The sequence below is a fragment of the Bradyrhizobium sp. CCGB20 genome, assembly GCF_024199855.1.
Lineage (GTDB): Bacteria > Pseudomonadota > Alphaproteobacteria > Rhizobiales > Xanthobacteraceae > Bradyrhizobium.
Window position 1 is genome coordinate 2,943,345 of the sequence record NZ_JANADN010000001.1, and the last position, 25,950, is coordinate 2,969,294.

Below are 25,950 nucleotides of genomic sequence, written 5' to 3' on the forward strand. Positions count from 1 at the left end.
CGTCAGAGTCCCAATTTCTGAATCTTGTGCGTGCCCCGCGCCAGCGAGACGTGCTTGGTTTCCATGTAGAAGTCGAACGAGTAATCGCCGCCGTCGCGGCCGATGCCGCTCGCCTTCATGCCGCCGAACGGCGTCGGCAGGTGGCGGACGTTCTCCGAGTTCAGCCAGATCATGCCGGCCTCCAGCGCGTCGGCGACACGCAGCGCGCGCCCCATCTCGTTGGTCCAGACATAGCCTGTCAGGCCATAGCGGATGTCGTTGGCGATTTCGATCGCGTCCGCCTCGTCCCTGAACGGCAGCACGGTCAGGAACGGGCCGAACACCTCTTCCTGCGCCACGCGCATCTTGCCGTGCGCGCCGGTTACCAGCGTCGGTTCGACGTAATGTCCGCCGCCGGGGCCGTCATAAGTCTTGCCGCCGACCGCGATGGTCGCGCCGTCCTGGCGTGCGACGTCGAAATAGGAGCACACTTTTGCCAGGTGCCGTTCATGGATCAACGGCCCGATCTCGGTGGCGGGATCGAGGGGATGGCCGACCTTCAGCGCCTTCACGCGCGCGGTCAGCTTCTCCACGAATTTCTCCGCGATGCTCTGCTGGATCAGCAGGCGGCTCGACGACGTGCAGCGCTCGCCGTTGAGCGAGTAGATCATGAACACGACGGCATCGAGGGCGCGGTCGAGATCGGCATCGTCGAACACGATGACCGGGTTCTTGCCGCCGAGCTCGAAATGCACGCGCTTCAGGGTCGGGGCGCCCTGAACCATGATCGCCGAGCCCGTCGCGCTCTCGCCGACGAAGCCGATCGCCTTGATCGCGGGATGCTCGGTCAGGGCCTTGCCGGCTTCCTCACCAAAACCGTGGACGGTGTTGAGCACGCCGTCGGGTACGCCGGCTTCCTTGACCAGCCGTGCCAGAATGCTCGCCGTCACCGGCGACCACTCGGCCGGCTTGTGCACGACGGTGCAGCCGGCGGCCAGCGCAGGGGCAATCTTCCAGGTCGAGAGCATGAACGGCGTGTTCCAGGGCGTGATCACGCCGACGGGGCCGATCGGTACGCGGGTGGAGACGTTCCAGTGCTCGTCGCTCGGCGTGTTCTGGCCATCGCGCGCCTCGGCGCATTTGTCGGCGAAGAAGCGGAAATTCTCGGCGGCGCGGATCGCGGCCTTGGCCATGAAGCGATAGGCCTGCCCGGTGTCGATGCATTCGAGCACCGCGATGTCGTCGGCGTTGTCCTCGATCGCATCGGCGACGCGATGCAGCAGCTTGCGCCGCATCGCAGGCCCCATGTCGCGCCAGGACTTGAAGGCGAGGGCGGCGGCAGTGGCCGCAGCGTCGATGTCCTCGGCGTTGCCGCGCGCGACGCTCGCGAGCGTTGCGCCATCGACCGGCGATTTCGTCTCAAACGTCTCGCCGGAGATCGCGGGCACGATCTTGCCGTCGATCATGTGGCCGATGCCGTCGGCGCGCAGCGTCTTCAGCAGCGGCGCGGCGCGGTCGCGGTTGGCCTGGAATACATCAGCTTTCGGCGTGGACTTATCCATGGGCAGCCTCCACTTTCAGGGCGTCGTGGATGTTGTTGCGCTTCCAGCTGGTGTCCTTGTCGTTGATCTGCATGTCGAACGACAAGGCGAATTTGCTGGCGGCGAAGACGGGATCGAGATGTTTTGAAAGCGTCTGGAAGACATGCTCGCCGGCCTTCTGGCGGGTGGGAAGGTCGCGGCCCTCGCCGATACGCAGCACCATGTCGAGGAAGCCGTAGTCGTTCCGCGCATCGGCGATCGCATAATGCTCGCACCTGATGGCGCGGACGCGGATGCCGCCGAGCGGGAAGATGCCGGTCTCGACCGCCGCCTTTCGCACGACCTCGCACACCAGCGCCATGTCGAGGCGGCCGTCGAGATTGGCAGAATATTCGATCGTGAAATGCGGCATCGCGGTTTCACTCCCTGCTGTCGTCTTGTTGCTTTACGCGAAGTAGCAGCTCACCGAGCCGTAGGTGCCATAATCGGCCTGAATTGTGTCGCCCTTGCGTGTCTCGATCGGACGGATGAAGGAGCCTGCGAGCACGACCTGACCGGGCTCCAGCGCAAGACCGAGCGGCGCGATCTTGTTGGCGAGCCAGGCCACCGCAGTGGCGGGATGATTGAGCACGCCGGCGGCGAGACCCGTTTCCTCGAGCTGTCCGTTCTTGAAGCACAGCGCGCCGATCCAGCGCAGATCGGCGTCCAGCGGACGGATCGGGCGACCGCCGAGCACGATGCCGGCATTCGCCGCATTGTCGGCGATGGTGTCGTAGATCTTGCGCGTCGCTTTCGTCGTGGGATCGACGCGCTCGATGCGGGTGTCCAGAATCTCCAGCGCCGGCACGACGAAATCGGTGGCGTTGAGCACGTCGAACAGCGTGCAGTCGGGGCCTGCGAGCCGCTTGCTCATGACGAAGGCGAGCTCGGCCTCCACGCGGGTGGCGATGAAGCGCTCGGTCGGGACAAGGCCGCCATCGGCAAAGAACATGTCGTCGAGCAGCACGCCGGAATCCGGCTCGTCGATGTTGAGCGAACTCTGCATCGCCTTCGAGGTCAGGCCGATCTTGTGGCCCTTGACGATGCGCCCCTCGGCGATCTTGACGTCGACCCAGGCCTTCTGAATCGCGTAGGCATCAGCGATGCTGATGTCTGGGAAATCCTGTGAAAGCTGCCGGATCTGCGTGCGGGTCTTCTCCGCCTGGTGCAGACGCCTCGCGCAAGCTTGGATATCGTCGTTGGAAAGCGCCATCTGTGATCTTCGAAATCCTGGTGCCCGGAGATACTTAACATGTTAAGTGAATGCGTCAAACACAATTCGGGCTTGCTGCACTGCAAACATTTTGCGGCTTGAAAGGGCATCATGGCGAAGAGACCGGCTGATCCCGCGAACGGAAGTGAGCCTGCCGCACGGCAGGTGCCAATGCGCGACTTCTCGCGCTCGCTTCCGATGTCGCTGCTCAGGGCGCGCGAGGCCGTGATGCGGCAATTTCGTCCCAAGCTGCGCGAACACGGCTTGACCGAGCAGCAATGGCGCATCCTCCGCGCACTCGCGGCGATCGAGGCCGCGGAGGTCACGGAACTCGCGCGCACCGCGTTTCTCCTCGGGCCGAGCCTGTCGCGCATCCTGCGCGATCTCGAGGCGCGCAATCTGATCGAGCGCAAGACCGCGAAGGCGGACCAGCGCCGCAGCATGGTCTCGATCTCGAAAGAGGGCGTGAAGCTGATGGCCTCCGTCGCGCCGTCCTCGGAAGCGATCTATGCGGAGATCACCCAGCGCTTCGGCGCGCGCAAGCTCGCCGAGTTGCAGGAGATGCTCGGCGAGCTCGAACAGAGTCTTGCAGGGCTCGGCACCGGCGAGGAGGCAAGTGCCGAGGAGTGAAAGCAGATATGCGCGAGCGCGCGGCAACGGCCATGGACATGGCCGCATTTTTTCGCTCAAAATGATTCTCAAGCCGATCGCTTCAAAATCGGCGCGGGTGGAGGCAAGCAGGCCGTCATGGTCACCATACAGGTCCAGAGGCTGATCGACTTCGTCACTGAAGTCTTTGCGCACGCGCAATCGTCCCCCGAAGAAGCCAGGCGCATCGCCACCTATCTGACCACGGCGAACCTGACCGGCCACGACAGCCACGGCGTGATCCGCGTGCCGGTCTATATCCGCTGGCAGAAGACGGGCTTCGTCGTCCCGAACCAGAACGCCGAGATCGTGCTCGATACGCCGTCGCTCGCGGTGGTCGACGGCAAGTTCGGCTATGGCCAGACCGTGACGCCGCAGGCGGTCCGGATGGGCATCGAGAAATGCAGGAAGGCGGGGCTCGCCGCCATCGCATTGCGCAACGCCGGGCATATCGGCCGGGTCGGCGACTGGGCCGAGATGGCCGCCGCGGAAGGGCTGGTCTCGGTGCATTTCGTCAATGCCGCGGGCTCGCTGCTGGTGGCGCCGTTCGGCGGCGTCGAGAAGCGGCTCTCCACTGCGCCCTATTGCGTCGGCATCCCGCGCGAGGGCCAGGATCCGATCGTGCTGGATTTTGCAACCTCGGTCGTGGCCGAGGGCAAGGTGCTGGTCGCAAGCCGCGGCGGCAAGAAGCTGCCGAAGGGCGCGCTGGTCGATGCCGACGGCACCTTGAGCGAAGATCCGGTTGTCCTTTACGGGCCCTTCACGCCGGACGGGCCGCGCGATCACACCAAGGGGACGGGCGCCATCCGCGCCTTCGGCGAGCACAAGGGATCGGGCCTCGCCTTCATGTGCGAGCTGCTCGGCGGCGCGCTGACCGGAACCGGGGCCACCTCGGGCGGACGGCGCTTTGCCAACGGCATGCTAGCGTTCTATATCGATCCGAAGGTGGTCGATACCTCCCATGTGTTCGACGCAGAGGTGTCGCGCTATGCGGACTTCATCCATGCGACCAAGCCGGTGGCAGGGGTCGATCAGGTGCTGATTCCCGGCGATCCCGAGCGGAAAACGAGGGCTGAGCGCAACCAAAACGGCATCCCCTTGCCGGATGACACCTGGGCGGCAATAGTGAACACCGCCCGCGAGGTCGGCGTCAGCGAAGTCAGCATCCAGAGGGCAACCGCATAGGTCTTGCGTCATTGCGAGCGTAGCGCGGCGCCCCGGTTCGCGGTAACAGCGGGGTCGTGCTGTCGCGGCGCTCGGCGTGGTGACGATGGTCCAGACAACACGGTCCAAACAACAAAGAAGGAAGGCAACGTGGCGAACAAGGTCAAGGAAATCTGGAAGTCGGGCAAGGCCGTGGTCAACGCGTGGCTCGCGATCCCCTCGGGCTTCTCGGCCGAGATGATCGCGCAATGCGGCTTCGACAGCGTCACCGTCGACATGCAGCATGGCGTGCAGGACTATCTGTCGATGGTGCAGTGCTTCCAGGCCATGGACAAGCATCCCGTGACCCCGATGGTTCGCGTGCCCTGGAACGAGCCCGGCATCATCGGCAAGGTGCTCGACGGCGGCGCCTATGGCGTGATCTGCCCGATGGTCAACACGGCGCAGGAAGCCAAAAACCTCGTCTCCTATTCCAAGTACCCGCCGCAGGGCGTCCGCTCAAACGGCCCGATCCGCGCCGGCATGTACGGCACCGCGGGCTCCTATCAGAAGACCGCGAATGCCGACACCATCCTCCTGCCGATGATGGAGACCAAGACCGCGGTCGAGAACATGGAAGCGATCCTCGACGTCGAGGGCATCGACGGCGTCTATATCGGCCCGTCCGATCTCGGCTTCTCCTACGGCCTCGAGCCGAAGCTCGACCGCAGCGAGCCCGAGATCCTCGCGATCTACGAGAAGATCATCAAGGAATGCGGCAAGCGCGGCCTCAATCCGGGCATCCATTGCAGCGGCGCCGAGGGCGCGGCGCGCGCCATCAACATGGGCTTCAAGCTGGTGACGCTCTCGAACGAGGTCGGCCTGATGACGACCTATGCCAAGATGCAGGTCAATGCGACCCGCAAGGATTCGGCCGGCAAGGCCTGAGAAACCCGGGAATGGCGAATGGGGAGTAGCGAATGGTGCTGCTCCCCTTTTTCCATTCGCTACTCACTACCCGCTATTCGCGCCCGAAGGAGATTCGCCATGACCATCAGCCCCGTCATCCGCCTGCATCCCGATGATGGCGTGCTGATCGCGCGCGCGAGCCTGCCGCCGGGAACGGCGGTCGCCGACGGCGTGACCACGGTCGAGCGCATTCCCTCCGGCCACAAGGTCGCGATCAAGCCGATCGCCGTTGGCGAACCTGTCATTCGCTACGGCCAGATCATCGGCTTTGCGACGGTGCCGATCGCGCCGGGCCAGCACGTGCATGTGCAGAACTGCGGCATGGGCGACTTCTCGAAAGACTACGCCTATTGCGCCGACGTCAAGCCGACGCCGAATTTCGATCTGCCGGCGACGTTCGAAGGCATCCGCCGACCGGACGGTCGCGTCGCCACCCGCAACTACATCGGCATCCTCACCTCTGTGAATTGCAGCGCGCACGTCGCGAGCCTCGTCGCCGACGTCTTCAAGAAGAATCCGTTCACCGGCGACAATCCGCTCGCCGACTTTCCGAATGTCGACGGCGTGGTCGCGCTGACCCACAAGACCGGCTGCGGCATGACGCAGAACGAGCCGCTGGCGCTGCTCCGCCGCACGCTCGGCGGCTACGCGCGGCACGTCAATTTCTCCCACGTCATCGTGCTCGGCCTCGGCTGCGAGGTGAACCAGATCGGCGGCCTGATGGAAGAGCAGAAGCTCGCCGGCCGCCTGCGCGCGATGGACATCCAGGAAGTAGGCGGCACCCGCAAGACGGTGGAAGCCGGCATCGCCTTCGTGCGCGAAGCCCTCGCCGACGCCAACAAGGTCAAGCGCGAGAGCGTCCCCGCGAGCGAGCTCACCGTGGCCCTGCAATGCGGCGGCTCGGACGGCTATTCCGGCGTATCCGCCAATCCCGCACTGGGCGCTGCGAGCGATCTGATCGTGCGTCACGGCGGCACCGTGATCCTCTCGGAAACGCCGGAGACCTACGGCGCCGAGCATCTCTTGACGCGCCGCGCGGTCAGCCGCGAGGTCGGCGAGAAGCTCGTCGATCTCATGCGCTGGTGGGACGAGTACACCGAGCGCGAAGGCGCCGAGATGAACGCCAATCCGAGCCCCGGCAACAAGGCCGGCGGTCTCACCACCATCCTCGAAAAGTCGCTCGGCGCGATGGCCAAGGCCGGCACCACCAATCTCGTCGACGTGCTCCGCTACGCCGAGCCGGTGACCAAGCGCGGCTTCGTGTTCATGGACACGCCCGGCTACGATCCGGTCGCGGCCACCGGCCAGGTCGCCGGCGGTGCCAATCTGGTCTGCTTCACCACCGGCCGCGGCAGCGTGTTCGGCTGCAAGCCCGCGCCCTCGATCAAGCTCGCCACCAACACGCCCATGTACAAGCGCATGGAAGAGGACATGGACGTCAATTGCGGCACCATCCTGGAAGGCGAGGAGAGCGTCCAGGAGTGCGGCCAGCGCATCTTCGAGCTCATCCTGAAGACTGCCTCGGGCCAGCCGACCAAGAGCGAGAGTTTTGACTTCGGCGGCGCCGAGTTCGCGCCCTGGGTGCTGGGCGCGACGATGTGAGAGGGGGCGAATGGTGAATAGGGCGTGGCGAATTGCCTGCTCGAACACCCATTCGCCATTCGCCACTCACTATTCGCCCGTGCCGTAGGCACGGATTGCCCGTTGTTAATGCTTGATCGAGGTCACCAGCGGTGTTCTGCTCAAAAATGCTGCTGGAGCACCGCATCCCGTGTCGATCTACGTCGCATTACACCACGTCACGCACTACAAATACGACCGTCCGATCGATCTCGGCCCGCAGACCATCCGGCTGCGGCCGGCGCCGCATACGCGTACGCCGATCCTGAGCTATTCGCTCAAGGTCACGCCATCAAATCACTTCGTGAACTGGCAGCAGGATCCGCAGGGCAACTGGCTCGCGCGCTATGTCTTTCCTGAAAAGACCACCGAGCTGAAATTCGAGGTCGATTTCACGGCGCAGATGACCGTGGTCAACCCGTTCGATTTCTTCGTCGAGCCCTATGCCGACAGCTTCCCGTTCGACTATCCGAAGGACCTGAAGACGGAGCTCGCGCCTTATCTCGAGACCATCAAGCCCGATCGGCTGTTCGCGAAATATCTCGACACGATCCCGCACGAGGCCCCGAACACCGTCAACTTCCTGGTCGATCTCAACAGGGAGCTCCAGAAGAAGATCCGCTACATCATCCGGATGGAGCCGGGCGTACAGACGCCGGAGGAGACGCTGTCGTCCTGCGCCGGATCATGCCGCGACTCCGCCTGGCTTCTGATCCAGACCTTCCGCCATCTCGGTCTCGCCGCCCGCTTCGTCTCCGGCTATCTCGTCCAGATCCGTCCCGACATCGATCCGATCGAGGGCCCGCCGGAAGTCGAGAACGATTTTACGGACCTGCACGCCTGGGCCGAGGTCTATCTGCCGGGCGCCGGCTGGATCGGGTTCGACGCGACCTCCGGCATGCTAGCGGGCGAGGGGCACATCCCGGTTGCCGCCACGCCGCACTATCGCTCCGCTGCGCCGATCTCCGGCGGCGCCGGCTTCGCCGAGGTCGAATTCGAATTCGACATGAGCGTGAAGCGCATCCGCGAGGCGCCGCGCATCACAAAACCGTTCTCCGACGAATCCTGGGCGCGGCTCAACGATCTCGGCGAGCAGGTCGATGGCGATCTCGCCGCACAGGACGTGCGCCTCACCATGGGCGGCGAGCCGACCTTCGTCTCGGTCGACGATCTCGAGGCGGCGGAATGGAACACGGAGGCCGTGGGCCCGACCAAGCGCGCACTCGCCGACGATCTGATCCGCCGCCTGCGGACGCGCTTCGGGGCGGGCGGGCTGCTGCATTACGGCCAGGGCAAATGGTATCCCGGCGAGAGCCTGCCGCGCTGGGCCTTCGGCCTGTACTGGCGCAAGGACGGCGTGCCGATCTGGAAGAACGCCGACCTCATCGCCAGCATCGAAAATCCGCGGCCAGCGCAGGTGAAGGATGCCGAGACCTTCATGGAGGGCACGGCGGCGCGGCTCGGGCTCGATCCCGGCTACATCATACCGGCCTATGAGGACACTGCGTACTGGCTCCAGAAGGAGGCCGAGCTTCCGGTCAACGTCGATCCGTCCGACGCCAAATTGTCCGATCCGGAAGCCCGCGCCCGCATGGCGCGCGTGTTCGACGAGGGCCTCAACACGCCGCGCGGTTTCGTGCTGCCGGTGCAGCGCTGGAACGCGCCGCCGCGCTGGCGCAGCGAGCGCTGGCAACTCCGGCGCAATCATCTGTTCCTGACACCGGGCGATTCACCGCTCGGCTTGCGCTTGCCGATCGGTTCGCTCGGCTACGTCCCGTCCAACCAATATCCCTACATCGTCGAGCAGGATCCGTTGGAGCCACGGGACAAGCTGCCGGTGTTCACGCTCGCCGCGCGTCCGGAAGCGCCGCCGCGGGTCGCGCCCGAGCAGCTCAACACGTCGGTCCCGGTCCGCACCGCGATGTCGGTCGAAGTCCGCGACGGCGTGCTCTGCGCCTTCATGCCGCCGGTCGAGCGCATCGAGGATTATCTCGAGCTGGTCGCGGCCCTCGAAGCCACTGCCGAGGAGATGCAGCTGCAGGTCCATGTCGAGGGCTATCCGCCGCCGTTCGATCCGCGCGTCGAGGTGATCAAGGTGACGCCCGATCCCGGGGTCATCGAGATCAACATCCAGCCGGCGAAGAGCTGGCGCGATGCGGTCGACATCACCTCCGGCCTCTATGAGGATGCGGGCAAGGTGCGCCTCGGCGCCAACCGCTTCCTGGTCGACGGCCGCCACACCGGCACCGGCGGCGGCAATCACGTCGTCGTCGGCGGCTCCTCGCCTCAGGATTCGCCGTTCCTGCGCCGGCCCGATCTGCTCAAGAGCCTGGTGCTGCACTGGCAGCGGCATCCCTCGCTGTCCTATTTCTTCTCAGGGCTCTTCATCGGCCCGACCAGCCAGGCGCCGCGCATCGATGAAGCGCGCCACGACAGCATCTACGAGCTCGAGATCGCGCTCTCCCACGTGCCGCCGCCGGGCTACCAGACGCCGCTCTGGCTGGTCGATCGGCTGTTCCGGCATCTGCTCGTCGACATCACCGGCAACACCCACCGCGCCGAGATCTGCATCGACAAGCTCTATTCGCCTGACGGCCCCACGGGGCGGCTCGGCCTCGTCGAATTCCGCGCGCTCGAAATGCCGCCCGATCCGCGCATGTCGCTGGCGCAGCAGCTCCTGATCCGCGCGCTGATCGCAAAGTTCTGGCGCGAGCCACAACAAGGAAAGTTCGTGCGTTGGGGCACGTCGCTGCATGATCGCTTCATGCTGCCTCACTTCATCTGGCAGGATTTTCTTGAAGTGCTTTCTGAGTTGAAGCAGTCCGGCTATCCCTTTGAGCCGGAATGGTATCTGGCCCAGCTCGAATTCCGCTTCCCCGCCTTTGGCCGCGTCCATCATGGCGGCGTGACGCTGGAATTGCGGCAGGCGCTGGAGCCCTGGCACGTGCTGGGCGAGGAGGGCTCGGCTGGCGGCACGGTGCGCTATGTCGACAGTTCGGTCGAACGACTTCAAGTAAAAGCCGAGGGTTTTGTCGAAGGCCGTCACATCGTGACCTGCAACGGCCGCCGCCTGCCGATGACCTCGACTGGCCGTTCGGGGGAAGCCGTGGCCGGCGTCCGCTTCAAGGCCTGGCAGCCGGCCTCCGGCCTGCACCCGACCATCCCCGTCCACGCGCCCCTGACCTTCGACCTGATCGACAGCTGGAACGGCCGCTCGCTCGGCGGCTGTGTCTACCACGTCGCCCATCCCGGGGGGCGCAGCTACGACACCAAGCCGGTCAACACCTACGAGGCCGAGGCGCGGCGGCTGGCGCGCTTCCAAGACCACGGCCACACGCCGGGTCCGATGCAGCCGCCGCCCGAGGAACGCACAAATGAGTTTCCCCTGACCCTCGACTTGCGGACCCCGCTCCTGCAATGAGTATGATGGTGGGGCAGGGAGAGGCGCATGGGCGAGGGCGCAGCCGAAGAAAACGACCAGACGGGCAGGGCACAAGCCCAGCGCCGCCTTGCGCAATGGGTCCGCGACTATCGCCGTCTGCCCGGCATTCCCGACGAGTTTCTGGGGCCGGGCGGCGCCCCCCGCGCGGTCTGGGGCCGCTTCTTCGATGCCTTCGGCGCGCTCGCGCCGGATGAGATCGAGCGGCGGTTCGGCATGGCCGACCGCCATTTGCGCGAGGCCGGCGTCACCTACCGCGCGCCCGGAGACAGCGCCGACCGGCCGTGGTCGATCAGTCATCTGCCGCTGCTGATCGACGAGGCCGACTGGAAGCAGCTGTCCGCCGGCATCACCCAGCGCGCCGAGTTGCTCGAGCTCGTGCTGCGCGACGTCTATGGCGAAGGGAAGCTTGTCGCCGAGGGCGCACTTCCGGCCGCGGCGATCGCCGGCAGCCCCGAATATCTCCGCGCCGTCTGCGGCGTGCCGCCGCCGGGCGGGCGCTACCTCTCGCTCTATGCGGCCGATGTCGGCCGCGGGCCCGACGGGCGCTGGTGGGTGCTTGGCGACCGCACGCAGGCGCCGTCGGGAGCTGGCTATGCGCTGGAAAACCGCCTGGTGCTCTCGCGCGCCTTCTCCGATCTCTACAAGTCGATGAACGTCCCGCGCGTCGCGCCGTTCTTCGAGGCGTTCCGCGACAGTCTTCGCGCGCGGGCGGACCGCGACGAGCCGCGCATCGGCGTGCTCTCCCCCGGGAGCTTCAGCGAAACCTATTTCGAGCACGCGACGCTGGCGCGCTATCTCGGCTTCCTGCTGGTCGAGGGCGACGATCTCGCCGTCGCCGACAATCGTATCCACATTCGCACCGTCGCCGGGCTGAAGCGGCTCGACGTGCTGCTGCGCCGGGTCGATTCCAACTCGCTCGATCCGCTCGAGCTCGATGCCTCCTCGCGGCTCGGTGTACCCGGCCTGATCGACGTGCTGCGCAAGGATGGCGTGGTCGTCGCCAACATGCCGGGCTCGGGCGTGCTGGAGGCGCGCGCGATGCTCGGCTTCCTGCCGGCGCTCAGCCGCCGCCTGCTCGGCGAAGAGCTGAAGATGCCGCACATCGCGACCTGGTGGTGCGGCCAGCGCATCGCGCGCGACGAGGTGCTGTCGCGGCTCGACGAGGTCGCGATCGAGGGCGCCTACCGGCGCGGCGTTCCCGGCTTCGAGAGCAACGGTCCGGTGCTGGCGAGTGAGCTCGATGCCGCCGGGCGCCAGCGCCTGATCGACGCCATCACCGCGCGCGGCATGGACTATGTCGGCCAGGAGGTGGTGCGGCTCTCGACCATGCCGGTGTGGGAGCAGGGACAGCTCACGCCGCGTCCCTTCGTGCTGCGCGTGTTCGCGGCCGCGACACCCGACGGCTGGGCCATCATGCCCGGCGGCTTCTGCCGGATCGCCGAACAGGCCGATGCGCGCGCGGTGTCGATGGGCGACGGCGCCCGCGCCGCCGACGTCTGGGTGGTCTCTGAGAAGAAGGTCTCGACCGCGACGCTGCTGCCGGCGACCGACAAGGTCCGCATCCGCCGCATCGCCGGCGTGCTGCCGAGCCGTGCCGCCGACAATCTGTTCTGGCTCGGCCGCTATCTCGAACGCGCCGAAGCAACGCTGCGTCTGGTGCGCGCGCTGGGCTCGCCGAGCGGGCCCAATAAGGGCACCGCGGCCTCGCTGCAATCGGCCGAACGCATCCAGCGCCTGCTGGTGGCCTGGGGCGCGATCTCGCAGGCCTCGCGCACGGCACCGGGGCGCATCGTCGCCGAAGCGCTGCAGAGCGAGGCGCGGTTCGGCTCGGCGCTGTCGCTGGTGCGCGCGGCGCAGCGCACGGCAACTTCCCTGCGCGAGCGGCTGTCGCCCGATGCCTGGCAGGTCATCACCGAGATGACCGACCGGCTGGCCTGGGAGGTCGAGGACGACGACAGCGTGGTGAGCGCGGCCGAGCTGACCTTGCAGGAGCTTGCGAGCTTTGCAGGGCTGGCGCAGGAGAACATGAACCGCGCCGCCGGCTGGCGCTTCCTGGATATCGGCCGCCGCACCGAGCGCGCCATCAACACCACGCGCTTTGCGCGCCAGTTCGCCTATGACGAGGCCGGCGACGAGGATCTCGATATCCTGCTGACGCTGGTGGATTCCCAGATCACCTACCGCTCGCGCTATCTGCTGGCGCCGATCCTGGCGCCGGTGCGCGATCTCGCGGTACTCGACAGTTACAATCCGCGTTCGGTCGCGTTCCAGGTGACGATGCTGAACGAGCACATCGCTTCGCTCCCGAGCCTGAAGGAGCATGGCCTGATCGAGCAGCCGCAGCGGCTCGCGGTCGCGGTGCAGGCGATGCTCGCGACCGCCGAGGCCGAGAAGCTCGAGGTCAAGGCCCTGTTCGCGCTGGAGCAGGACCTGCTCAGCCTCGCCGAGGCGATCGGGCTGCACTACTTCCCGCACGGCCCCAATGCCAGCCGACCCGAAAAGCTGACGGGGCTTGCGTGATCTACGACATCAGGCACGTCACGACTTATGAATACGAAAGTCCGGTCAGCTTCGCCCGCTGCACGCTGCGGCTTGAGCCGAGGAGCGGCAATGGCCAGGAGTTGATCTCGCACCATGTCGAGATCCGTCCGCGCCCCTCCGAGCGCAACGTGCGGCGCGACTTTTTCGGCACCCTGACCGAGAGCGTCGTGATCGAAGCCGCGCATCGCAATCTGCGGATCGACTCGCGCTCGCGCGTCTCCGTCTCGCGACGGCCGCCCGCGCGCGATGCCGCCAGCCCGTCCTGGGAGAGCATCCGCGACATCGCGTTTGAAGCGACCAGCCTCGGGCCGTCCTCGCCGGTGGGCTATGTCTTCGCAAGCCCGCTGGTGCCGGTGCTGCGCCCCGTCAGCGCCTATGCGGCGACGAGCTTTGCGCCCGGCGCGGGCATCCTTGCCGCCGCGGCCGATCTCATGCATCGCATCCGCACCGAATTCCGCTACGATCCGAAGGCGACCGTGATCTCGACGCCGCTCGGCGAGGTCTTCGACAAGCGGCACGGCGTTTGCCAGGACTTTGCCCATGTGATGATCGCAGGGCTGCGCGGGCTCGGCCTGCCGGCGGCCTATGTCAGCGGCTATCTCCGCACCGTGCCGCCGCCGGGCCAGCCGCGCTTGCAGGGCGCCGATGCCACCCATGCCTGGGTGTCGCTGTGGTGCGGGGCCGAGCTTGGCTGGGTCGATTTCGATCCGACCAATGATTTGTTGGTGGCGAACGACCACATCGTGCTCGCGGTGGGTCGCGACTTCTCCGACGTCTCGCCGGTCGACGGCATCATCGTCGGCTCGCCGAAGCAGAAGCTCGGCGTCGCTGTGGACGTGCTGCTGGTGGAATGACGGCGGGTTTCGCCGGCCTGGCGTCTTCTGCTCCAGGGTGTGTCGTATGCCAGCCACAACCGTGATGGCGCAGAGCACAACAGCAACATATTTCCGTAATTTCGTCCCGGGGTTTGGTCACTTGGCCCAAGATGGGCTATGCTGGCTGTCGCGTCGAGGACACGAATGAGACGTCGGGAGTTGACGTGGGACACCACCGACAAGCGGGGCTGCATCCATGATGACGTTACCGAGACTGGCGGCCGAATCCCTGGAGAAGCTGCTGGGCTCGTTCATGCGTCGCAGGTACGACGATTCCTATGCCAGGGTGGTGGAGGCCTCGACGCGCACCGCGATGGAATGCATCGGCAATAGCGACGCGCTCTATCACAACATCGAGCATACGATGCTGGTGACGTTGGCAGCCCAGGCGATCATGCTTGGCCGCAATCTGCACACGCACCTCGATGCCGAGGACTACATCCATATCCTGATCGCCTGCCTTGCGCACGACATCGGCTATGTTCGCGGCCTATTTCCGGAGGACGACGAAGACGGTTTCGTGGTCGACGAGGCCGGCACCAAGGTGTCGCTGCCGCGCGGCGCGTCGGATGCCAGTCTGATGATGTATCACGTTGATCGTTCGAAGCTTTTCGTGCGACGGCGGCTGCCACCGATCCGCGGTATCGACAGTGAGCGCGTCGCCCGCGCCATCGAGGGCACCCGCTTCCCGGCCCGCGAAGGCCAGGAGTATGACGACGAAGCCTCGATCCTGCGCGCCGCCGACTTCATCGGCCAGCTCGGCGATCCCAATTATCTGCGCAAGGCCAACGCGCTCTATTACGAGTTCGAAGAGGTCGGCATGAACCGCCAGCTCGGCTACGACTCGCCCGCCGACATCGTGAACCGCTATCCACAGTTCTATTGGAATAGCGTCGCACCGCACATCCAGACCGAGATCGGCTATCTCAACAAGACCGAGATCGGCCGGCAGTGGATCGCCAACCTCTACAGCAACGTGTTCCGCGCCGAGCGCGACATCTCGCTGTCCGGTCCGCAGAAATAGGTGGCCGTCGCGGTGCCGGTGGCGCTGCATCCCGGATGTCGCTGCACTCATCCGGGTTACGGCCTCTCCCAATCCGTGAGCAAATCATGCAACAAAAAACCATCTCCACGGACGTCCTCGACATCGCCTATCTCGAATACGGCGCGCCGAATGGCTGGCCCTGCATCATGGGCCACGGCTTTCCCTATGATGTGAACGCCTATGCCGAGACCGCGCCTCTGATCGCGGAAGCGGGCGCGCGGGTGCTTGTGCCCTGGTTGCGCGGCTACGGGCCGACCCGTTTCCGCTCCGCCGAGACGCTGCGCTCCGGCGAGCAGGCCGCGCTCGGCGCCGATCTCCTGGCCTTCATGGATGCGCTGCGCATCGAACGCGCCATCGTCGGAGGCTACGATTGGGGCGGGCGCGCGGCCTGCGTGGTCTCGGTGCTGCATCCCGAGCGCGTGATCGCGCTGGTCTCCGGCAATTCCTACAACATCCAGAACATCGCGAAGTCCATGGAGCCGGCGTCACCGCCGGAGGAAGCGGCGCTCTGGTATCAATATCTCTTCCACAACGAACGCGGCCGCCGTGCGCTGGAGCGCAACCGGGCCGGCTTCGCGCGCCAGCTCTGGGCGATGTGGTCGCCGCAATGGGCCTTCGACGACGCGACGTTCGAGACGAGCGCGGCGTCGTTCGACAATCCTGATTTCGTCGATGTCGTGATCCACTCCTACCGCCATCGCTACGCGCTGGTCGAAGGCGATCCCGCCTATGCCGCGATCGAGGCAAAGCTCGCCGCGCAGCCCCAGGTCCGCGTCCCCACCATCGCGATCGACGGCGACAGCGACGGCGTCAATCCCGGCACCGCCCATCATGCGCGCAAGTTCGAGGGTTATTTCGAGCGGCGCGTGTTCGCCGGAGCCGGCCACAACCTGCCGCAGGAGCGGCCCGCCGAATGGGCGCAGGCCGTGCTCGACGTGCGGAAAGCGGCTGAACCCTCATCCTGAGGAGCCCGCGAAGCGGGCGCCTCGAAGGATGAAGGCCCCGGTCGGGCCGGCATGGTTCGAGACGCCGCTTCGCGGCTCCTCACCATGAGGGTCTGAAGGAGCGCGCGCGGCACTGGCAGGCCACCCGCCAACCTTCCGATTTTTCCTGATCTAGGGAACCTTTTCCAATCGCAGCCGTCCAAGCTGTGGGGCCGCGTCGGGTTGCGGCTCGTTGCAGGGGAGGTTTTGGATGACGTCGCAAGTGCGCAAGCTGGAACGTGTCGCGGTCGCGCAGGCGCCGAGCGATCGGCCTGACAGGGCGGAGGTCGAGCAGGCGGTCCGGACCATGATCCGCTGGGCCGGCGACGATCCCGCGCGCGACGGTCTGCGCGACACGCCGGATCGGGTCGCACGCGCCTTCGAGGAGTATTTTTCCGGCTATGCGCAGGATCCCACGGAAATCCTGCAAAAGACCTTCGAGGAGATCGAAGGCTATGACGAGATGATCGTGCTGCGCGGGGTTCGGTTCGAGAGCCATTGCGAGCACCACATGGCGCCGATCGTGGGCCGCGCCTGGGTCGCCTATATTCCGCAGGGGCGCGTGGTCGGCATCAGCAAGCTTGCGCGCGTGGTCGACGTCTATGCAAAACGCCTCCAGATCCAGGAGAAGATGACGGCGCAGATCGCCAACACGATCAACGACGTGCTGAGGCCTGAAGGCGTCGGCGTCATCATCAAGGCGACGCATCACTGTATGACAACGCGCGGCGCGCACAAACCCGGGACCGATCTCGTCACCAGCCGCATGCTGGGCGTGTTCCGCGACAATGCGCTGACGCGACAGGAGCTGTTGGGGCTGGCCAATTCGGACGACTGATCCGCAAGGAGACGACGCCATGACCGAGGACAACAAGCCGAGTGGACCCGACCTGACCAAGGGCGTGTCGCTGACGGAGTTCAAGCACGGCAAGCTGCTCGGCCATGTCGGCGAGGAGGATGTTCTTCTGGTGCAGGCCGACAGCGAGATCTTTGCGATCGAGCCGGCTTGCAGCCACTACCATGGCCCGCTCGCCGAGGGATTGGTGGTCGGCGACACCGTTCGCTGCCCCTGGCATCACGCCTGCTTTTCCCTGCGCACCGGCGAGGCCACCCGTCCGCCGGCGCTGAACGCGCTGGCGGTGTGGGAGGTCTCGCGCGATCGCGACAGGATCATCGTTCGGCGCAAGCGCGAGGCAGCGAAGCCGTCGGCAGCTCATCGCAGCGCACCGACGCCGGAAAAATTCGTCATTGTCGGCGGCGGCGCGGCCGGCTTTGCGGCAGCCGAGACGCTCCGGCGCGAGGGCTTTGCCGGCGCCATCACGATGCTCAGCGACGACGGCGCGATGCCGGTCGACCGTCCCAACCTCTCCAAGGACTATCTCGCCGGCAACGCACCGGAGGACTGGCTGCCGCTGCGGGGCGAGGACTATTATCAGGACGCGGGCATCGATCTCAGGCTCAAGACGAGCGTTGCAGCGATCGAGCCGAAGGCGCGCAGCGTGACGCTGGGCAATGGCGACAAGCTGCCGTTCGACCGGCTGCTGCTCGCGACCGGGGCCGAGCCGGTCAGATTGCAGGTCCCGGGCGCGGACCAGCCGCATGTCCACACCTTGCGCTCCGTTGCCGACAGTCGCGCCATCATCAAGGCCGCGGGCAGTGCCAGGCGCGCGCTGGTGATCGGCGCCAGCTTCATCGGCCTCGAAGTCGCGGCCTCCTTGCGGGCGCGCAAGCTCGAGGTGCATGTGGTCGCGCCCGAGGAGCGGCCGATGCAGAAGGTGCTCGGCGCCGAGATGGGCGATTTCGTTCGTGCGCTGCATGAAGAGAACGGCGTCAACTTCCACCTCGGGGACACCGTGGAAAAGCTCGACGGCAGGCGCGCGACGCTGAAGAGCGGCGGCGTGATCGAGGCCGATCTCGTCGTGGTCGGGATCGGCGTCAGGCCGCGCCTCGCGCTCGCCGAGCAGGCGGGCCTTGCGGCCGACCGCGGCGTCAGCGTGAGCGAATATCTGGAGACCAGCATCGCCGGCATCTTCGCGGCTGGCGACATCGCGCGCTGGCCCGATCCGCATTCGCGGCAAACCATCCGCGTCGAGCACTGGGTCGTAGCGGAGCGGCAGGGCCAGGCCGCGGCGCGCAACATGCTCGGCAGGCGCGAACGCTTCGAGGCCGTGCCGTTCTTCTGGTCGCAGCACTACGACGTTCCGATCAACTATGTCGGACATGCCGAGAGCTTTGACGACATTGCGATCGACGGCAGCATCGACGGCAAGGACTGCCTGCTGAAGTACCGCAAGGGCGGGCGCGTGCTGGCGGTCGCTTCAATCTATCGCGATCTCGACAACCTCAAGGCCGAGCTCGAGATGGAGCGCTCCCGCGGCTGAAAACGCCGCATTCGATCTTGATTTAGGTCAATGTTGCTGCCGCCGGCGGCTGCTCTGCTGGCTGTCGACCCGGAGCGGCTCGTGCTATCCTGGCGTGTGCCTCCGGGCTTCGCTTGCAGGAGTGGCGTCATGACAACTGCTTCGGATACTTCCCAACATCTTGGTCTTGGCTCGGGCATCGCGGCGTTACATGCCAAATGGGGCTGGATCGTCGCGCTCGGTGTCGTCTACCTCATCGCCGGCTTCGTCGCGCTCGGCAGCGTGGTGATGGCGACGGTGGCGAGCGTGATCGTGGTCGGTGCCATGATGATCGTCGCCGGCGCGGCGGAGATCATCGGCGCGTTCCAGATGAAAAGCTGGGGCAAGTTCCTGATCTGGGCCTTGCTCGGCGTGCTCTATGTCGTCGCGGGCTTCCTGACCTTCGAGAACCCGCTGTTCGCGGCAGTGCTGCTGACTCTGTTCCTGGGCGCGTCGCTGATCGCCTCGGGCGCGGTCCGGCTGTTTCTCGCCTTCAGCATGAAGCGCGAAAGCCCGTGGGTGTGGGTGGCCCTGTCGGGCGCCATCACCCTGCTGCTCGGACTGCTCATCGTGGCGCGCTGGCCGGTGAACAGCGTCTACATCCTCGGCCTGTTCCTCGGCATCGACCTGATCATGGCGGGCGCAGGCTGGGTCAGCCTGGGCTTCAGCCTGCGACGGCGCCGCTAGCTACCAGCAACTCGACGCAAGACCGTCTTGCGGAACTCCGCTGAGCTGATGCGCTGACAAAAAAGCAGCACGCTGCGCGCTCGGGTCGCGCGGACGATCATCACTGGGGAGAAACCATGAAAGCTGCTTTGGCCCTGGCCGCAGCGCTGGCTGCCGCCTGCCTGTCCACACCAGTCTCCGCGCAAAAGTCCTACGGTCCCGGCGTCAGCGACACCGAGATCAAGATCGGCAACACCATGCCCTATAGCGGCCCCGCATCGCCGCTCGGCATCACCGGCAGGGTCATTTCGGCCTATTTCGACGAGGTCAACGAGAAGGGCGGCGTCAACGGTCGCAAGCTCAACCTGTTGTCGCTCGACGACGCCTTCTCGCCGCCGAAGACCATGGAAGCCGCGCGGCGCCTCGTCGAGGGCGATGGTGTCGCCTTCATCTTCGCGACCATGGGCACGGCACCGAGCTCGGCGATCGCGAAATATCTCAACAGCAACAAGGTGCCGCAGCTGTTCCTGATCAGTTCGGCCTCGAAGTGGAACGATCCCGCCAACATGCCGTGGTCGATGGCGCTGCCCTGGGCGCCGAACTACACCAGCGAGGCCGCGATCGACGTCGCCTATGCCCGCGCCAAGAACCCGAATGCGCGCTTTGCGGTGCTCTATCAGAACGACGACGCCGGCAAGGAATATCTGCGCGGCGTCAAGGAAGCGCTCGGCGCCGACGCAGACAAGGCGATCGCGATGGCCTCGAGCTTCGAGGTCGCCGATCCCACCGTCGATTCCCAGGTGCTGACGCTCGCGAGCACCAAGGCCGACGTCTTCATGATTTATTCGGTGACGCCGCGCGCCTGCGCGCAGGCGATCCGCAAGGCGCATGAGGTCGGCTGGCAGCCGACGCGCTTCCTCGCCTCCGGCTGCGCCAACAAGGCAACCGTGATGGTGCCGGCCGGTCTCGATGCCGGCAAGGGCGTGCTCTCGCTCGGCTCGCTCAAGCCGTTCGTCGAGGCGCCGAAGGACGATCCGGCGATGACGGCCTATATCGAGTTCATGAAGAAGCGCCTGCCCAATGCCGACATCAACAACGTCGCCGGCCTCTATGGTTACACCGTCGCCGAGGCGCTCGTCGTCCTGCTCAAGCAATGCAAGGACAATCTGACGCGCGAGAACATCATGGCGCAGGCGTCGAACCTGAAGAACGTGCCGCTGTCGCTGCTGATGCCCGGCATCACGCTCAACACCACCCCGCAGGATTTCCGCCCGATCAAGGACGGCTATATGCTGCAGTTCGACGGCAACGACTGGATCGTGGCGAGCGAGCTGCTGCGCGGGACGTGAGGCGCGACCGACAGGCTCTCTCCGCGAGTTCGCAATCGTAGGGTGGGCAAAGGCGCCCGTGCGCCGTGCCCACCACCTCTCTCGGTCGCAAAAAATGCGTGGGCACGCTTCGCTTTGCCCACCCTACGATACTGACGTGCGGCGAAGCGAACAGGAGACCACGATGGACTTTCAACACTCCGCCCGTTCGCTGGAGCTCCAGGAGCGCGTCCGCCAGTTCATGCGGGTGCATGTCGAGCCGGTCGAGGAGCTCTATTACGAGCAGGTCAAGCCTGAGGCCACGCGCTACAAGACGCCGCCTGTGCTCCAGGACCTGAAGCGGCTGGCGCGGGAGCAGGGGCTCTGGAACCTGTTTCTCTCCGGCGAGCATGGACCGGGCCTGACCAATCTCGAATACGCGCCCGTGAAGGAGATCATGGGCCGCATCCTCTGGGCGCCCGAGATCTTCAACTGCTCGGCCCCCGACGTCGGCAACATGGAGGTGCTGGCGAACTACGGCACGAAGGCGCAGCAGGAGCGCTGGCTGAAGCCGCTGCTCGACGGACGCATCCGCTCCGGCTTCTCGATGACGGAGCCGCAGGTCGCCTCCAGCGACGCCACCAACATCCAGTGCGAGATCAGGCGCGACGGCGCCGACTACGTCATCAACGGCCGGAAGTGGTTCACCTCAGGCGCGATGAACGAGGATTGCGAAATCTTGATCGTGATGGGCAAGACCGCGCCGGACGATCCCGACCGCCATCGCCAGCAGTCCATGATCCTGGTGCCGAAGGCGACGCCGGGCGTGCGTATCGTCCGCGACATGCTGACCTACGGCTACGACGATGCGCCGGTCGGCCATCCCGAAATCGTCTACGAGAATGTCCGCGTGCCCGCGGAGAACATTTTGCTCGGCGAGGGCCGCGGCTTCGAGATCGCGCAGGGCAGGCTCGGCCCCGGCCGCATCCATCATTGCATGCGGCTGATCGGCTGCGCCCAGCGCGCGCTGGAGCTGATGTGCCAGCGCGCGGTCTCCCGCGTCGCCTTCGGCAAGCCGCTCGCCGAGCAGGGCTCGGTGAAGGAGGACATCGCGCACTCCTTCTGCGAGATCGCGCAGGCGCGGCTGCTGACGCTGCAGGCTGCCGACAGGATGGACCGCGAGGGCAACAAGGCCGCACGCGACCTGATCGCCGCGGCCAAGATCGTGGTGCCCAGCATGGCCGCCCGCGTCATCGACCGCGCCATCCAGATCCACGGCGCCGCCGGCGTCTCGCAGGACACGTTCCTCGCCCGCGCCTATGTCTACGCCCGCTTCATCCGCATCGGCGACGGGCCGGACCAGGTGCATCTCGCCGCCGTCGGCAAGGAGCTGATCAAGCGCGGCGGGGTGATGGCGGGGTAGGAGTTCCGCGCCCGCGACAGCAATTCTTGCCCGATTGGCCCTGGACAGCATCGTTTCAGGCCGTTGCGGGATTGTTTCGGATCATTGTAGCACAATAGTAACTACTCCTGATTGAGAGTGGCGCTGATCACGCTTTGTCAGGTTCACGCAGGTGAATGAGATTAGATCGCCTGCGCCCAAGCAAGGCGCCCTTGCCCTGCCGGGAGGCGGCTTCAGCACGCGTCAACGCTGGCTGGTCGTGACCGCGATCCTCCTGACGGCCTTGCTCGTCCAGATACCCGTCATTCTCAATGCGGATCTGGGTTGGCTTCTCACCGTCAACGAGAAGATCCTGGACGGCCGCAAGCTCGGGATCGACCTCTTCGAGTCCAATCCGCCGCTGTCGGTCTACATGTACATGCCCGGGGCGGTGCTCGCACGACTGACCGGCATTGCACCCGAATTCATCGTGATCGTCCTGGTGATCGTCGAGATTGCCGGCGCGCTTTTCGTGATCGATCGCACCGCCGTGGCGGCAAGGCTGGGCGCTCGGGAGAGGAGTTTTTCGACCTGGTCTTTTGCGTTCCTGCTCGCAATCCTTCCGGGCGCCGTCTTCGGACAACGTGAGCACATCGCCGTCATCGCGCTGACCCCCTTTGTCGCCGTCACCGCGCTGCGCTGGCGCGGGCTCGATCCCGGCCGGCTCGCGATCCTCGCCGGGGTGGGCGCCGGGGTGGCCATGAGCATCAAGCCCTTCTTTGCCCTGGTGGCAGCTCTCCCGATCATTCTAGGGGCCGTCCGCCAGCGCTCTTTCAGGCCTCTGTTCCCCCCTGAGGCATGGACGGCCGCGGCTGTTGTCATCGGTTACGGGGCAGCGGTTGCGGCCTTCTTCCCCGCTTATTTCTCCACCTATGCTCCGATGGTCGCCGAGGCCTATCTGCCGATCAGGAGGGAGCTCGGCAGCCTGCTTCCCGTCCCGATCGCCGTGATCGGCGCTTCGCTTGGATTCCTGCGCCTGCTCGGTCCGCAAAATCTCAGAATGGGGAGCAACGCCATTCCCTGGCTGGCCGCATCGGTGGGCGGCGCGGCGAGCTTCCTGCTTCAAGGCAAGGGGTGGCCATATACGGCTCTCGCGCTGTGTCTGTTTGCGATTGCAGCACCGTTGCTGCAGTGTTGCACGAAGACGTTGCGGGTGCCCATCGTCGTCGGCGGCCTTGCAACAGTCGTCGCCATCGGGCTCTATCTGTCATCACCCGCCCCGGGATTTCTGCCGCTACAGGCGCGCGTCCAGGCCCACGTGAAGCACCCGCGGCTGCTCACGATCACCGACCACATCGGCCTCGGGCATCCGCTCGTCCGTCAAATCGACGGCATCTGGGTGGGCAGCTCCTGTGCGCAACTCCTCTCGGCAGGCGCAATCCTGCGCCTGAACAACTCGCAACCGACTGAAGCCGAGCGGGCAAGACTGGACGGCATCATCAATTTCGAGCGGCGGCAATTGCTGGCGGACCTGCAAGGCGGCCGCCCGAATGTCATTCTCGTCGATACCAGTCTGCTGAGCTCGTTCCCGTTCGACTGGCTGGCCTGGGCCAATTCCGATCCCGAGCTTCAGAAGGAACTAAGCCGTTATCGAGAAGTCGAAGACGTCGGGCGTGTTCGCATCTTCGTCGATCAATCGGGATCCTAGCTGCGTCTTCTTCGCGTTTCGTGATGGCGGAGCGCATCGACGATCACCTTGAACGCCGCGGAGTTCTGCCGCGAGGTCGGATAATAGATGTAGTAGCCGTCGAACTCCGGCGACCAGTCGTCGAGCACGATGACGAGCTCGCCGGACCGGACCTGCCGTGCCACCATGTCTTCAGGGAGATAGGCAATGCCGAAGCCTTTCACGGCGGCGTCGATCATCGCACGGGAGTCGTTGAAGGTCAGCTGCCCCTCGACGCGCACCCTGAGGTCGGGACCGTTCCTGGCGAACTCCCAGACATAATGTCCGCCGGCCGCCGCGCGCCGCTTGATGCAGACGTGCTTCAGGAGATCCTGGGGGTGCTTCGGTCTCGTATGCTCTTTCAGATAGGCAGGCGAGGCGACCGCGACCAGCCGCCAGTCCGGGCCGATGCGCACCGCGATCATATCCTTCTCGACGCTCTCGCCGAGGCGGATGCCGGCATCGAAGCCGTCTTCGACGATGTTGCGGAACGCCGTGTCGAGGCTGAACTCGACCTTGATGTCGGGATATTTCTTCAGGACCGGCGCCAGCTTCGGCCAGACCGCTTTTTCGAGCGCATGATCCGAGAGCGTCATCCGGATGGTGCCCGACGGCTTGTCGCGCAGGGACATCAATGCCGCGATATCGCGCTCGATCTCCTCGATGCGGGGCGCAACCGATTGCTGAAGCCGTTCGCCCGCCTCGGTCAGGCCGACGCTTCGCGTCGTGCGCGTGAGGAGCCGCAGGCCCATCTGCGCTTCCAGACGCTTGATCGTATGGCTGAGCGTCGACTGCACGACGCCCAGTTTCGCGGCGGCCTTGGTGAAGCTGCGCTCGCGGGCGACGGCCACGAAGGCCAGCAGATCGTTGAAATCCTGAGCTGCCATGGCTGTCACTATTCATGGCCAGCATCGATTAATGCAAGCAAATTATAGCGGCTAATCGAACGCCGCCCAAGGCTCTATGTGTCGCCGTGAACAGCGCCAGCCTGGGCGCTTCGCGACATATGGATTGCCGATGGACGTCACAGCCGATCAAGAAACGAGGCCGCCAGTGGCCGCATGGAGTGCGGTTTTCGCGGTGGCTCTTTGCGCCTCGATGCTCGTTGCATCCGAGTGGATGCCCGTGAGCCTGCTCACGCCGATCGCGGACAGCCTCCGCCTGACGGAAGGGCAGGCCGGGCAAGCGATCTCCGTGTCAGGCCTCTTCGCCATCCTCACCAGTCTCTTCATCTCGGCCGCAACGCGCGGCATCGACCGGCGATCCGTCTTGTTGTGGCTGACCGGCGTCACGCTGGTCTCCGGTGTCGTCGTGGCCTTCGCGCCCAATTACCCGGTCTTCATGATCGGGCGCGCCCTCGTCGGCATGGCCGTCGGCGGTTTCTGGTCGATGTCGGCGGCGACGATGATCCGCATCGTGCCGGGCAAGGACGTGCCGCGCGCACTTGCGCTTCTCAATGGCGGCAACGCTCTCGCAACGACGATTGCCGCGCCGCTCGGCAGCTTCCTTGGCCAGTACATCGGCTGGCGCGGCGCGTTCTTCTGCGTCGTGCCGATTGCAGCGCTGACCCTGCTTTGGCAGTCTTTTACGCTGCCGAGGATGCCGAGCCGGGAGCGCGCGAGCGCGGCAGCGGCCTTCAAGGTCCTGCGCCGTCCCAACGTGCCCTACGGTATGCTCGCAGCGGCGCTGTTCTTCCTCGGACAGTTCTCGCTCTTCACCTATTTGCGGCCCTTCTTCGAGACCGTGACGCGGGTCGACGTCACGACCATTTCGGCGCTCCTGCTCGTCATGGGCGTTGCCGGCCTCATCGGCACGTCGCTGATCGGATTTGTGATCCGCCAGAGCCTTTATGCGTCTCTCGTCTTCATGCCGTTCGCCATGGCGCTGATGGCGGTCGCGCTGACGGTATATGGCGCCTCGCTTGGCGCCACGGCGACCCTGATGCTGTTGTGGGGTTTCATCGGCACGGCGGCGCCCGTAGGGTGGTGGACGTGGCTCAGCGAGGCGTTGCCCGACGATGCGGAAGCAGGCGGCGGCCTGATGGTGGCGGTCGTTCAACTCGCCATCACCGCGGGTGCCGCGGGCGGCGGCGTGCTGTTCGACAGCAGCGGCTATCGCGCCACCTTCCTGTTCAGCGCCGTCATCCTCGCTCTGTCATCGACTGTCATCCTGGTTGGTGCGTTTCGCCGCAAGGCGAAAGCCGACCCGCAATGCGCGGCGTGTGTCTCGGCGAGCCCGGCTCGGTGACGCAGCGTGGTCGAGGAATGTCTGTCGGAAGCGAGTGTGCCCCCACATTGGAACAACCGTATCAAGGAGGCATGAGGTGCAGATAAGGCAAGCCGGCTCCTAACCTTCAGTTCGCGGTAAGGAGCCGATCAGGCGCGACGGGGTGATGGGGTCGGCAGCGCCGGCTGAGCGCCGGCGCTGATCGCG

At 65.6% G+C, this 25,950-nt stretch carries 20 protein-coding genes; 16 read left to right on the forward strand and 4 right to left on the reverse strand.

All coding sequences use genetic code 11. The features are described from left to right. Positions 1-2 precede the first annotated feature (2 nt). Genes hpaE through hpaH form a run of 3 tightly spaced genes read right to left on the reverse strand, consistent with a single transcriptional unit; the run spans position 3 to position 2,772 of the window. A complete protein-coding gene (hpaE, locus tag NLM15_RS13635) occupies positions 3-1,541 on the reverse strand; it encodes a 5-carboxymethyl-2-hydroxymuconate semialdehyde dehydrogenase (RefSeq protein ID WP_254117536.1) in 1,539 nt (512 codons plus the stop codon). After that, positions 1,534-1,932, reverse strand: coding sequence for a 5-carboxymethyl-2-hydroxymuconate Delta-isomerase (locus NLM15_RS13640; RefSeq protein WP_254117537.1), 399 nt, complete (start codon positions 1,930-1,932; stop codon positions 1,534-1,536). The genes hpaE and NLM15_RS13640 overlap by 8 nt, the downstream gene beginning before the upstream one ends. 33 nt (positions 1,933-1,965) lie before the next feature. Beyond that, entirely contained in the window at positions 1,966-2,772 is an 807-nt protein-coding gene (gene hpaH / locus NLM15_RS13645) for a 2-oxo-hept-4-ene-1,7-dioate hydratase (protein WP_254117538.1), read from the reverse strand. 111 nt (positions 2,773-2,883) lie between these two features. Between hpaH and hpaR the strand changes: the two genes are divergently transcribed. The 15 genes from hpaR to NLM15_RS13720 all read left to right on the forward strand — a co-directional run bounded on the left by hpaR (position 2,884) and on the right by NLM15_RS13720 (position 23,499). Continuing rightward, entirely contained in the window at positions 2,884-3,402 is a 519-nt protein-coding gene (gene hpaR, locus NLM15_RS13650; protein ID WP_254117540.1) for a homoprotocatechuate degradation operon regulator HpaR, read from the forward strand. Between the two features lie 117 nt (positions 3,403-3,519). Continuing rightward, positions 3,520-4,605, forward strand: a complete 1,086-nt coding sequence (locus NLM15_RS13655; protein WP_254117542.1) for a malate/lactate/ureidoglycolate dehydrogenase — start codon at positions 3,520-3,522, stop codon at positions 4,603-4,605. Positions 4,606-4,734: 129 nt separating this feature from the next. Next, positions 4,735-5,511 carry an HpcH/HpaI aldolase/citrate lyase family protein gene (locus NLM15_RS13660; protein ID WP_063691099.1) on the forward strand — a complete coding sequence of 259 codons (777 nt, stop codon included), beginning with the start codon at positions 4,735-4,737 and terminating at the stop codon, positions 5,509-5,511. Positions 5,512-5,610: 99 nt separating this feature from the next. Next, a complete protein-coding gene (locus NLM15_RS13665) occupies positions 5,611-7,134 on the forward strand; it encodes a UxaA family hydrolase (protein ID WP_254117544.1) in 1,524 nt (507 codons plus the stop codon). A gap of 169 nt (positions 7,135-7,303) precedes the next feature. Beyond that, positions 7,304-10,573 carry a DUF2126 domain-containing protein gene (locus NLM15_RS13670; RefSeq protein ID WP_254117545.1) on the forward strand — a complete coding sequence of 1,090 codons (3,270 nt, stop codon included), beginning with the start codon at positions 7,304-7,306 and terminating at the stop codon, positions 10,571-10,573. A gap of 27 nt (positions 10,574-10,600) precedes the next feature. Continuing rightward, a complete protein-coding gene (locus NLM15_RS13675; RefSeq protein ID WP_254117546.1) occupies positions 10,601-13,114 on the forward strand; it encodes a circularly permuted type 2 ATP-grasp protein in 2,514 nt (837 codons plus the stop codon). Then, on the forward strand, positions 13,111-13,989 hold the full coding sequence (locus NLM15_RS13680) for a transglutaminase family protein (RefSeq protein ID WP_254117547.1): 879 nt from the start codon (positions 13,111-13,113) through the stop codon (positions 13,987-13,989). The genes NLM15_RS13675 and NLM15_RS13680 overlap by 4 nt, the downstream gene beginning before the upstream one ends. Before the next feature lie 217 nt (positions 13,990-14,206). Further along, positions 14,207-15,034, forward strand: a complete 828-nt coding sequence (locus NLM15_RS13685) for an HD domain-containing protein (RefSeq protein WP_254117548.1) — start codon at positions 14,207-14,209, stop codon at positions 15,032-15,034. Positions 15,035-15,120: 86 nt separating this feature from the next. Next, complete coding sequence (locus NLM15_RS13690; protein WP_254117549.1) at positions 15,121-16,020, forward strand: alpha/beta fold hydrolase; 900 nt, start codon at positions 15,121-15,123, stop codon at positions 16,018-16,020. Positions 16,021-16,249: 229 nt separating this feature from the next. Next, on the forward strand, positions 16,250-16,876 hold the full coding sequence (gene folE, locus NLM15_RS13695; protein ID WP_254117550.1) for a GTP cyclohydrolase I FolE: 627 nt from the start codon (positions 16,250-16,252) through the stop codon (positions 16,874-16,876). A 19-nt stretch (positions 16,877-16,895) separates the two neighbouring features. Then, a complete protein-coding gene (locus NLM15_RS13700; protein ID WP_254117551.1) occupies positions 16,896-18,419 on the forward strand; it encodes an FAD-dependent oxidoreductase in 1,524 nt (507 codons plus the stop codon). A 129-nt stretch (positions 18,420-18,548) separates the two neighbouring features. After that, complete coding sequence (locus tag NLM15_RS13705; protein ID WP_254117553.1) at positions 18,549-19,124, forward strand: HdeD family acid-resistance protein; 576 nt, start codon at positions 18,549-18,551, stop codon at positions 19,122-19,124. Positions 19,125-19,240: 116 nt separating this feature from the next. Continuing rightward, on the forward strand, positions 19,241-20,452 hold the full coding sequence (locus NLM15_RS13710; RefSeq protein ID WP_254117555.1) for an ABC transporter substrate-binding protein: 1,212 nt from the start codon (positions 19,241-19,243) through the stop codon (positions 20,450-20,452). A 163-nt stretch (positions 20,453-20,615) separates the two neighbouring features. Continuing rightward, complete coding sequence (locus NLM15_RS13715) at positions 20,616-21,833, forward strand: acyl-CoA dehydrogenase family protein (RefSeq protein WP_254117557.1); 1,218 nt, start codon at positions 20,616-20,618, stop codon at positions 21,831-21,833. 238 nt (positions 21,834-22,071) lie between these two features. Next, on the forward strand, positions 22,072-23,499 hold the full coding sequence (locus NLM15_RS13720) for a hypothetical protein (RefSeq protein WP_254117559.1): 1,428 nt from the start codon (positions 22,072-22,074) through the stop codon (positions 23,497-23,499). Here the strand turns inward: NLM15_RS13720 and NLM15_RS13725 are convergent. Next, entirely contained in the window at positions 23,496-24,404 is a 909-nt protein-coding gene (locus tag NLM15_RS13725) for a LysR family transcriptional regulator (RefSeq protein ID WP_254117561.1), read from the reverse strand. The genes NLM15_RS13720 and NLM15_RS13725 overlap by 4 nt on opposite strands. A 130-nt stretch (positions 24,405-24,534) precedes the next feature. Between NLM15_RS13725 and NLM15_RS13730 the strand changes: the two genes are divergently transcribed. Continuing rightward, on the forward strand, positions 24,535-25,764 hold the full coding sequence (locus NLM15_RS13730) for an MFS transporter (protein WP_254117563.1): 1,230 nt from the start codon (positions 24,535-24,537) through the stop codon (positions 25,762-25,764). The last annotated feature ends 186 nt before the right edge of the window (positions 25,765-25,950 follow it).

Bases quoted from the DNA above. Each gene is read 5' to 3' on its own strand.
- hpaE (WP_254117536.1), bottom strand. From the start codon at position 1,541: ATGGATAAGTCCACGCCGAAAGCTGATGTATTCCAGGCCAACCGCGAC.
- NLM15_RS13640 (WP_254117537.1), bottom strand. From the start codon at position 1,932: ATGCCGCATTTCACGATCGAATATTCTGCCAATCTCGACGGCCGCCTC.
- hpaH (WP_254117538.1), bottom strand. From the start codon at position 2,772: ATGGCGCTTTCCAACGACGATATCCAAGCTTGCGCGAGGCGTCTGCAC.
- hpaR (WP_254117540.1), top strand. From the start codon at position 2,884: ATGGCGAAGAGACCGGCTGATCCCGCGAACGGAAGTGAGCCTGCCGCA.
- NLM15_RS13655 (WP_254117542.1), top strand. From the start codon at position 3,520: ATGGTCACCATACAGGTCCAGAGGCTGATCGACTTCGTCACTGAAGTC.
- NLM15_RS13665 (WP_254117544.1), top strand. From the start codon at position 5,611: ATGACCATCAGCCCCGTCATCCGCCTGCATCCCGATGATGGCGTGCTG.
- NLM15_RS13675 (WP_254117546.1), top strand. From the start codon at position 10,601: ATGGGCGAGGGCGCAGCCGAAGAAAACGACCAGACGGGCAGGGCACAA.
- NLM15_RS13685 (WP_254117548.1), top strand. From the start codon at position 14,207: ATGATGACGTTACCGAGACTGGCGGCCGAATCCCTGGAGAAGCTGCTG.
- NLM15_RS13690 (WP_254117549.1), top strand. From the start codon at position 15,121: ATGCAACAAAAAACCATCTCCACGGACGTCCTCGACATCGCCTATCTC.
- folE (WP_254117550.1), top strand. From the start codon at position 16,250: ATGACGTCGCAAGTGCGCAAGCTGGAACGTGTCGCGGTCGCGCAGGCG.
- NLM15_RS13700 (WP_254117551.1), top strand. From the start codon at position 16,896: ATGACCGAGGACAACAAGCCGAGTGGACCCGACCTGACCAAGGGCGTG.
- NLM15_RS13705 (WP_254117553.1), top strand. From the start codon at position 18,549: ATGACAACTGCTTCGGATACTTCCCAACATCTTGGTCTTGGCTCGGGC.
- NLM15_RS13710 (WP_254117555.1), top strand. From the start codon at position 19,241: ATGAAAGCTGCTTTGGCCCTGGCCGCAGCGCTGGCTGCCGCCTGCCTG.
- NLM15_RS13715 (WP_254117557.1), top strand. From the start codon at position 20,616: ATGGACTTTCAACACTCCGCCCGTTCGCTGGAGCTCCAGGAGCGCGTC.
- NLM15_RS13725 (WP_254117561.1), bottom strand. From the start codon at position 24,404: ATGGCAGCTCAGGATTTCAACGATCTGCTGGCCTTCGTGGCCGTCGCC.
- NLM15_RS13730 (WP_254117563.1), top strand. From the start codon at position 24,535: ATGGACGTCACAGCCGATCAAGAAACGAGGCCGCCAGTGGCCGCATGG.